Origin of the sequence: Hamadaea sp. NPDC051192 (assembly GCF_040682475.1) — a bacterium.
Classification (GTDB): domain Bacteria; phylum Actinomycetota; class Actinomycetes; order Mycobacteriales; family Micromonosporaceae; genus Hamadaea; species Hamadaea flava.
Map to the genome: position 1 here is coordinate 1 of NZ_JBFBAZ010000234.1, position 7,707 is coordinate 7,707.

The window sequence follows — 7,707 nt, forward strand, 5'->3', positions numbered from 1 at the left end:
GTCTCGGGCGCGATCTCGGCCTCGATGTCCTGCAGCCCAGGCGTGGTGTCGGCGCCGGTCACGTTGTAGAAGGCGAGCGAGACCCGCTGCAACAGCCGGCCCGTCCGCTCCAAGGCGACCAGCGTGTTCTCGAAGGTCGGCTCGTCGGCCTGGACGGCGATGGCCTCGACCTCGGCGCGCTGCTCGGCCATGCCCGCCCGCAGCGCCGGTAGGTAGTGCTCCTCGGCGATCCGGTCGAACGGAGGAACCTCGTAAGGCAGGTCGCTGGGGGTGGCGAACGGATTATCGGCCGGCAGCATCTGACGGGCTCCCTCTCATAGTCGCATGCGGTGCCGCCGACTCTACTCGCGGGTGGGCACCCGTCGAACCACATTAACGAGGGCATACTTGCCCAGTGAGTGATCTTCCGGTCCCGCTGCCCGAGGCTCTCGGCACCGTCGTCGAAGCCGTCCAGCCCACCCACAATCAGGGCAATGCGGCCACGGGCGGGATCTGGCTCGTCGAAGGCTCCGCCGGCTCGGCGGTCCTGAAGATCGCCCGCCCGCCGACGGACCCGCCGTCGGGCAATCCCGCCTGGCCGACCAGCGACGACCCCGGACACTGGAACTACTACCGCCGCGAGCCGTTCGCCTATCGCTCCGGGATATCCGACTCGTACGCCGACTTCGGAGTGGCCGCCCCGTCGCTGCTGTCGTCGTCGGAACAGCCGGACGGCTCGGTCGCCCTGTGGCTCGACGTCGTCACCGGTACGCCCGGCACCTCCTGGAAGCCCGCCGACTTCCAGTCCTTCGCCGAGCGGCTGGGCGCGGCGCAGGGTTCGTTCGTGGGACGCGTACCGCCGATGCCGTGGCTGTCCCGCGGCTGGCTGCGATCCTATGTGGAGCGTACGCCGATCTGGGCCAAGTGGGACGTCGACTGGGACCACCCGCTCGCCCAGGTCTGGCCGGTGGCTGTCCGGCGCCGGCTCGCCGCGTTGTGGTCTGCCCGGCTGTCGCAGGTGGACCGTGCGGTCGCGGCCCCACGCACCCTGGCCCACCTCGACGTCTGGATCATGAACCTGTTCTCCTCGCCCACCGGCTTCACCCTGCTGGACTGGGCGTTCGTCGGCGAAGGCGGCATCGGCGAAGACCCCGCGAACCTCATCGTCGACAGCGTCACCGACGGCTACCTCCCCGTCTCACTGCTCCCCGAGATCGACGCCGCGGTCACCTCCGGATACATCACCGGGCTGCGGGCCGGCGGCTACACCGGGCCGGTTTCCGCGGTTCCCTCGTTCATCCGCGCGTACGGCGCGGCCAAATACTCGTGGTTCGCCCCCGCCGTGCTCGGCCGGTGCATCGCCGAGGGAACCGTCGGGCATGCCTCCTATGGCGTACGCGGAACGGCCGAAGAGGAATTGGCGAGGCTGACCGGATTGGTCACGATGCTGGCGCGCTGGGCGGACGACCTCCCCCTCGACTGACGGCCGTCGGCCGGGTGCGGGGTGCGGGGTGCGGGGTGCGGGCTGCGGGCTGCGGGCTGCGGGGTGCGGGCTGCGGGGTGCGGGGATGATCCACATCCCTATCGATGTCGTTTTGGCGGCCGAATATGACGCCGATCGGGATGTGGATCATTCCCGGTCGACGCGATATCCACAGCCCTAGCGTGAACCGGATCCCGTGCCGCAGATTTGCCGCATGGATCGGTCTCTGCGCGCGGCATTGGACGCGGGCGACGGCTACACGAATCGCGCCGACCATCCCGAGGTCCCGACCTGGGCGTGGTCGAACGCCGTACGCCGAGGCCAGCTCGTCCGCATCGGGCCGGGCTTCTTCGCCACCCCGGATTCCGTCGACCACGACCTCCGGCTCCGAGTCGCCTTGGCATACTGCCGTGGCGCCGGAGCGATCAGTCATCTGTCCGCGCTCGCCGTGCACGGCGTACGGGCGCAGCCGGAGGCCGAACCGATTCATCTCACCGTGCCGGCATCGATTCGCCTCCGCAGCGCTGATGGCATGGTCGTGCACCATCGCGACGTCCCGGAGTCGTCGCTTCTCCGACGTCGTGGCTTCGAGGTGACTACACCGGCGGCGGCGTTGGTCGACTCCTGGCCGCTGCTGGAGCCCGCAGAACGGATCGGACTGATTATTCAGGCCACCGCCGATCGTCTCGTCTTGGCCGAGCACGTCCTTGGCGAGCTGCCACGGCGCCCTCATCCGCCCGGCCTCGCCGAGCTCCGGACGCTGGCGGGTCGCCTGATGAACGGATGCCGCAGTGCGCTGGAACTGTGGGGCGCCGACCACGTCTTCACCGGCCCGGACATGCCCCCGTTTCTGCGCCAAGCACCGATCATCATGAATGGCCGTACTCATTACCTCGACGTCTTCGCGGAAGCGGAACAGGTGGACTTCGAGCTGGACGGCGCGGCCTGGCACGGCAGCCCCACGCAGCGCGAACGGGACCTGCGACGCGACTCCCAGCTAGCCGCGGAGGGCATCCTCGTGGTGCGGTTCAGCTATGCCCGGCTGATGCGCGAGCCGCTCCGCGTACGCGACGAGGTGCGGCGAATCCTCGCCAAGCGACGAGGACGGTGACACCTTCGCTGAGCGATGATCCGGCGCCCGTTTCGTGGCAAGGTGGGGGCATGCGGCTTGCTGTCTTCATCGAACCCCAGCTCGGGGCCTCCTACGACGACCAGCTCCGGATCGCCCAGCACGCCGAGGAACTCGGCTTCGAGGCGTTCTTCCGGTCCGACCACTTTCTCACCATGGGAAGCAACAGCGGGCTGCCCGGCCCGACCGACTCGTGGGCGACGCTCGCGGCGATCGCCGTACAGACGTCGCGGATTCGGCTGGGGACGCTGCTGACGTCGGCGACCTTCCGGTTCCCGGGCATGCTGGCGATCACGGTCGCGCAGGTCGATCAGATGAGCCACGGCCGGGTGGAGCTGGGCCTCGGGGCCGGCTGGTTCGAGGCGGAGCACACGGCGTACGGGGTGCCCTTCCCGCCGGTGCGGGAACGGTTCGAGCGGTTGGGGGAGCAACTCGCCATCGTCACCGGACTGTGGACGACTCCCGACGGCGAGCGGTTCTCCTTCCAGGGCAGGCACTATGAGCTGACGGACTCCCCCGCGCTGCCCAAGCCCGCGCAGTCGCCACGGCCGCCCGTCATCGTCGGCGGGCACGGCAAACGGCGTACGCCGGAACTGGCGGCCCGGTTCGCCGACGAGTTCAACGTTCCGTTCGGCACGGTCGAGGGCACCGGTGAGGCGTACGCCCGGGTGCGCGAAGCCTGCGCGGCGGCGGGCCGGGAAGCGCCGGTGTTCTCGGCGGCGCAGACGATCGCGGTCGGCCGGACCGAAGCCGAGGCGCGCAAGCGGGCCGACGCCATCGGCCGGCAGCCGCCGCTCTTCGGTACGCCGACCCAAGTCGCCGAGCAGATCGGGCGGTTCGCCGAGCTGGGTGCGACCCGGATGTTCCTGCAGGTGCTGGACCTGTCCGACCTGGACCACCTGGACGTCATCCAGCACGACCTCGCCCCGCTCCTCCCCTGACACACATGGTGGGTGTCGGAGGGGGTGTTTAGACTCCGGCGGCGTGGAGCTCTCGGCGTACGCGGCCGACCTCATGCGGGTCGTCTCCGATCCCATGGCGGCCCAAGACGATCCGCTCGCGCACCGGTCGGTGGACGAGGCGCGGCTGTCCGATCACGACCTCGGTGCGCTCGCGGTCGTAGCGCAGCGGCGGCTGCCCGGCTTCGGCTATTCCACGCTCATGTACTCGCTGGACGTCGTGCTGCGTACGCGGCAACCGAGGTTCACGACGCAGACCTGTGCCGACTTCCTCGACGCCGTCGCCGGCCGGGCGGCGCGAGACCTCGGCGGCCATCCGACGTTCGCCGTCAACGCGCTGCTCCACTGTGACGGCCCGTGGCCGCCGAGCGCCGCCAAGAGCATCGGTTCGCTGCTGCGGTCGCTGATCAAGAACGCCCGGTTCACCGCGCCGTACGCGATGGTCGCGCTCGCCTCGGTCTCCGGCGGCCTGACCGGCGTCCTCATTCGGCAAGTCTTCAAGAACACCCTCCCGCCCATCGCCCAGGAGGAACTAGCCGTGCTGACGAAGATCGGGCCGCCCAGCCTGCTGCCGATCGCCGAGCTGAGCTCGGATCGCGGTTACGACCTGCCGCCGCCGTCGTCGGGTCAGTGGCGACGGCTGGCCGACACCGAGGAGTATCGGGCGTACTGCTGGGCCGCGTTGCGTACGGCGGCCGACCGGGCGGCTCGCATCCACAGTGGCGAGCTGCCGTTCGTCGCGGACAAGGCGTTCGACCATCTGGAGGTCGCCACGCTCGGCCGGGCGGCCCGCGTCCTGCTGCTGCTGGACGAGCGGGAGCTGCCCGACCTGCTGCGGCCCTTGGTGTTCCAGGTCAGCGTGGCGCCGACGGCGGCCAAGACGCTGCCCTCTCAGGCGCTGCTCTACGAGATCGCGCGCGCCGCCATCGACTTCCCCACGCCGGAGGTGCTGACCATCCTGCGGGAGGCTCGGTCCCGTGTGCGGCACAAAGGCGTACCAAAGCAGCTGGATCGAAAGCTGAAGATGATCGAGCTGGCGCTGGCCGATCGGCCGGAGGTCGCGACCAGGCTGCCCGACCTGGGTTTCGAGGCCGACGGCACGCTGGAGGTCGCGGCCGGGCCGCAGACCGCGGTGCTCGTGGCGACGGCCGAGGAGGTCACGCTGAGCTGGCGCGCGGACGGCGGCAAGGTCTCCGCGACCCCGTCCGCGGCGGTCAAACGCGACCACAAAGAGGTCGTGGCAGCGGCCCGGGATCTGCTCAAGCGGGCGAAGGCGCACCATCGCTCGCTCGTCCGGGCGTTGGAGAGCGGGATCGCGGCACCGGCCGAGCAGACCGTGGACCGATGGCGGGCCGAACTGGGCGGCACCGGGCTCGGCCTCGCCGTGGCGCGCGGGCTGATCTGGGAGGTCGAGGTCTCCCCCAGCCGATGGCAGTCGGTGGTGCCGGAGGGTGGCGACTTCGTGGGCCCGGACGGGGTCGTGGTCAAGCCGGCCGGCGAGGCGGGCATCCGGCTGTGGCATCCGATCCGGTCGACCGTCGACGAGATCCAGGCCTGGCGCGAGCGGTTCCTCGCCGCCAGCCTCCGCCAGCCGTTCAAGCAGGCCTTCCGCGAGATCTATCTGCTCACTCCGGCCGAGGAGCAGGCCGGGACCGAGTCGCTCCGGTTCGCCGCGCACATCGTGCGGTACAAGCAGTTCTACGCCCTGGTCAAGGGCCGCGGCTGGAGTACGCCGATGCTCGGCCCCTGGGACGGCGGCGACTTCGCCGAGGCGATGCGTGTGCTGCCCGGCGGCCAGTGGCGAGTCGTCCTGGACCAGGAGTACGCCGACGCCGACAACGAATGCGCGGTCACCGGCCGGATCCGGTTCGATCGCCGGGTCGACGGCAGTTTTCGGTCCGCCGGCGTGGCCGAGGCGCCGCCGATGCTGTTCAGCGAGGCCATGCGGGACGTCGACCTCTTCGTCGGCGTCACCTCGGTCGCCGGCGATCCCGAGTGGACGCTACGCCGGGAGCAGCACCACGCGTACTGGTGGGAGACGGGGTTCGGCGACCTCACCGAGACCGCCCAGAGCCGCCGGGACGCGTTGGCCCGCGTCCTTCCCCGGCTGAACATCGCCGACCGTTGCGAGCTTCGGGATCGCTGGCTGTACGTGCGGGGCAGCCTGCGTACCTACAAGATCCACCTGGGCAGCGGCAACATCCTCATGGAGCCGGACGACGCGTACCTGTGCATCGTGCCGGCCCATGGGAAGGCGGATCAGGTGTATCTGCCGTTCACCGACGATCGGCTGGCCCTCATCCTGAGCAAGGCGTTCCTGCTCGCCGACGACGGCAAGATCACCGACCAGTCGATCCTCCGGCAGATCGGCGTCAGCGATCCCGCTGTCACCGAGACATGAGCGTCTCAACCTCCAGGTCGTGCGCAGCCCGCACACGCAGCTCGTTCTCCACCTCGTAGAGGCGGGCCAGCACGGCGTCATCGGGGTCGAGGACACGGCTCGCCAATCCGATCAGCGAGTCGTCCCGATCCGGCGTCGACCATTCGAACAGCAGGTCAAGGAGCGCGTCAGGGGTCTCCGTCGGCTCGGGCGCAATGGTCAGGCCGAGCCAGGGACGGCTGACCCAACCGCCGAGCAGCGCGGTGAACGTATCGAGGCAATGGCGCATCTGCTCCTGGCCCGCGTCGCCAGCCAGGCGGGTGCGGAGGTCGGCGTACAGGACGGACATCGTCAGGCCCAGGACCCGGGCTCCGGCGTACGCCCAACGGTCGGAGCCGGTGCCTCCGCCGTTCGCCTCCCACCTCGGGTCCCAGAGCAACCGCTTGAACTCCGAGCGCGCACGGTCGCCATGGAGCGCGATACCCAGGATCAATCCACCGTTGCAGTCGGTCGAGGCGGCGTCGTCGCCCCACGCGACGAGCTTGCCGAGCCACGACGGGTCGTCTGTCTTCGCCGCCAGCACCGGCAGGAACTCCGGGAACAAGGCCGCGCCCCGGTGACGCTCCAGCGCCTCGGCGATCTCGGTGCGTACGCCGTGGCAGGGCAGGTGCAGCAGACCCAGAGACGCGTTCATCGCCTCGTCGTACGGGCCTTCGGCGTACTCCCACAGCATCCGCTCGGCGGGTTCGTAGCCCAGGAACCCGACCGCGTGCAACACCTCAACCGGCACACCGTCGCGCAGCCGTCCGTCATCCGTCAGCTCCGCCAGCAGACGCCGGCCAGTCGACTGATCGCCGTGCTGGGCGAAGATCGGCACCAGACGGCGGCATACGTCGGGCTGCTCCAGGAACAGCGGGAGCAGCGCGTGCGCGTCGGAAGGCGACCCGTGCCGGAGGATCACACCGACGGCGGCTGACTCCCACCGCCCTGAGCGTGTGGTGTTGGCGTACCGGTCCAGCAGCTTCTGCGTTGCCGGCAACATCGGCATCGGCCGGCGCCTCGCGAACTCGGTCATCAGTCGGCGGCGAGCCGGATTCCCAGCGCCACCAAGGCTGTTCCGGCGATCGCGTCGGTCACGCGGCGGATCCGGACGGCGGCCGCCGCGCTGCCGGTGAGCCAGCGGCGGGCCAGCCCGACGCCGCCGATGATGAGGGTGAACCACACCATCGCCTCCAGGTCGTGCACCAGCGCCAGCAGTACGCCCATCGGCAGCGCCGGGACGTCGGCCGGGAGGAACTGCGGGAGCATGGCGACGTAGAAGACGCCGACCTTGGGGTTGAGCAGGTTCGTGGTCAGGCCCCGGGCGAACGCCCGCCACGGCGAGACCAGCGCGACGTCGACGTCGGCCGCGGTCTTGGGCCGCCGGGCGTCCCGGAGCATCATGACGCCGAGGTAGATCAGATAGATCGCGCCCGCCACCCGCATCACGGTGTACGCCGTCCGCGACGCCGTCAGCAGCACGGAGATCCCGGCCGCGGCCGCGGCGCCCCAGACGAGCGCGCCGGTGCAGATCCCGAAGGCGGTGGCGAAGGCGTGCCGGCGTCCTTGCACGACCGCCGTACGCAGAACGAGAGCGGTGTCCACTCCCGGAATGATGGTCAGCAGTCCGGCGACGACGGCGAACGAGACGACCGCTGTGGTGAAGTCCATGGACCTTGAGCGTACTGCTTTCAGCAGATCAGGGATATGCCTGTGATCTTGGACCAAGATCACAGGC

6 protein-coding genes and 1 pseudogene are annotated in these 7,707 nt (G+C 70.1%); 4 read left to right on the forward strand and 3 right to left on the reverse strand.

The annotated features are described in order from the left end of the window. Positions 1-299, reverse strand: a pseudogene (locus tag AB0M47_RS41320) (M3 family peptidase); the annotation flags it as partial. A gap of 95 nt (positions 300-394) precedes the next feature. Between AB0M47_RS41320 and AB0M47_RS41325 the strand changes: the two are divergent. From AB0M47_RS41325 to AB0M47_RS41340, 4 genes are all read left to right on the forward strand, one after another. Next, on the forward strand, positions 395-1,462 hold the full coding sequence (locus tag AB0M47_RS41325; RefSeq protein ID WP_363424126.1) for a hypothetical protein: 1,068 nt from the start codon (positions 395-397) through the stop codon (positions 1,460-1,462). A gap of 214 nt (positions 1,463-1,676) precedes the next feature. Next, positions 1,677-2,573 (forward strand): DUF559 domain-containing protein, encoded by an 897-nt coding sequence (locus AB0M47_RS41330; protein ID WP_363424128.1) that lies wholly within the window; start codon positions 1,677-1,679, stop codon positions 2,571-2,573. Positions 2,574-2,623: 50 nt separating this feature from the next. Beyond that, entirely contained in the window at positions 2,624-3,532 is a 909-nt protein-coding gene (locus AB0M47_RS41335; protein WP_363424130.1) for an LLM class F420-dependent oxidoreductase, read from the forward strand. Positions 3,533-3,575: 43 nt separating this feature from the next. Continuing rightward, positions 3,576-5,951: a DUF4132 domain-containing protein gene (locus AB0M47_RS41340; RefSeq protein ID WP_363424132.1), complete on the forward strand. Its 2,376-nt coding sequence runs from the start codon at positions 3,576-3,578 to the stop codon at positions 5,949-5,951. On the opposite strand, the gene AB0M47_RS41345 is transcribed toward AB0M47_RS41340, so the two are convergent. Beyond that, positions 5,938-6,978 carry a hypothetical protein gene (locus tag AB0M47_RS41345; protein ID WP_363424135.1) on the reverse strand — a complete coding sequence of 347 codons (1,041 nt, stop codon included), beginning with the start codon at positions 6,976-6,978 and terminating at the stop codon, positions 5,938-5,940. The two genes, AB0M47_RS41340 and AB0M47_RS41345, sit on opposite strands and share 14 nt — an antisense overlap. 26 nt (positions 6,979-7,004) lie before the next feature. Next, the gene (locus tag AB0M47_RS41350; RefSeq protein WP_253761605.1) at positions 7,005-7,640 is read right to left on the reverse strand and encodes a LysE family translocator; all 636 of its coding nucleotides are present in this window, start codon (positions 7,638-7,640) and stop codon (positions 7,005-7,007) included. Positions 7,641-7,707 lie beyond the last annotated feature (67 nt).

Coding starts and splice junctions, on each gene's coding strand:
- AB0M47_RS41335 (WP_363424130.1), top strand. CDS start 2,624: ATGCGGCTTGCTGTCTTCATCGAACCCCAGCTCGGGGCCTCCTACGAC.
- AB0M47_RS41345 (WP_363424135.1), bottom strand. CDS start 6,978: ATGCCGATGTTGCCGGCAACGCAGAAGCTGCTGGACCGGTACGCCAAC.
- AB0M47_RS41350 (WP_253761605.1), bottom strand. CDS start 7,640: ATGGACTTCACCACAGCGGTCGTCTCGTTCGCCGTCGTCGCCGGACTG.
- AB0M47_RS41330 (WP_363424128.1), top strand. CDS start 1,677: ATGGATCGGTCTCTGCGCGCGGCATTGGACGCGGGCGACGGCTACACG.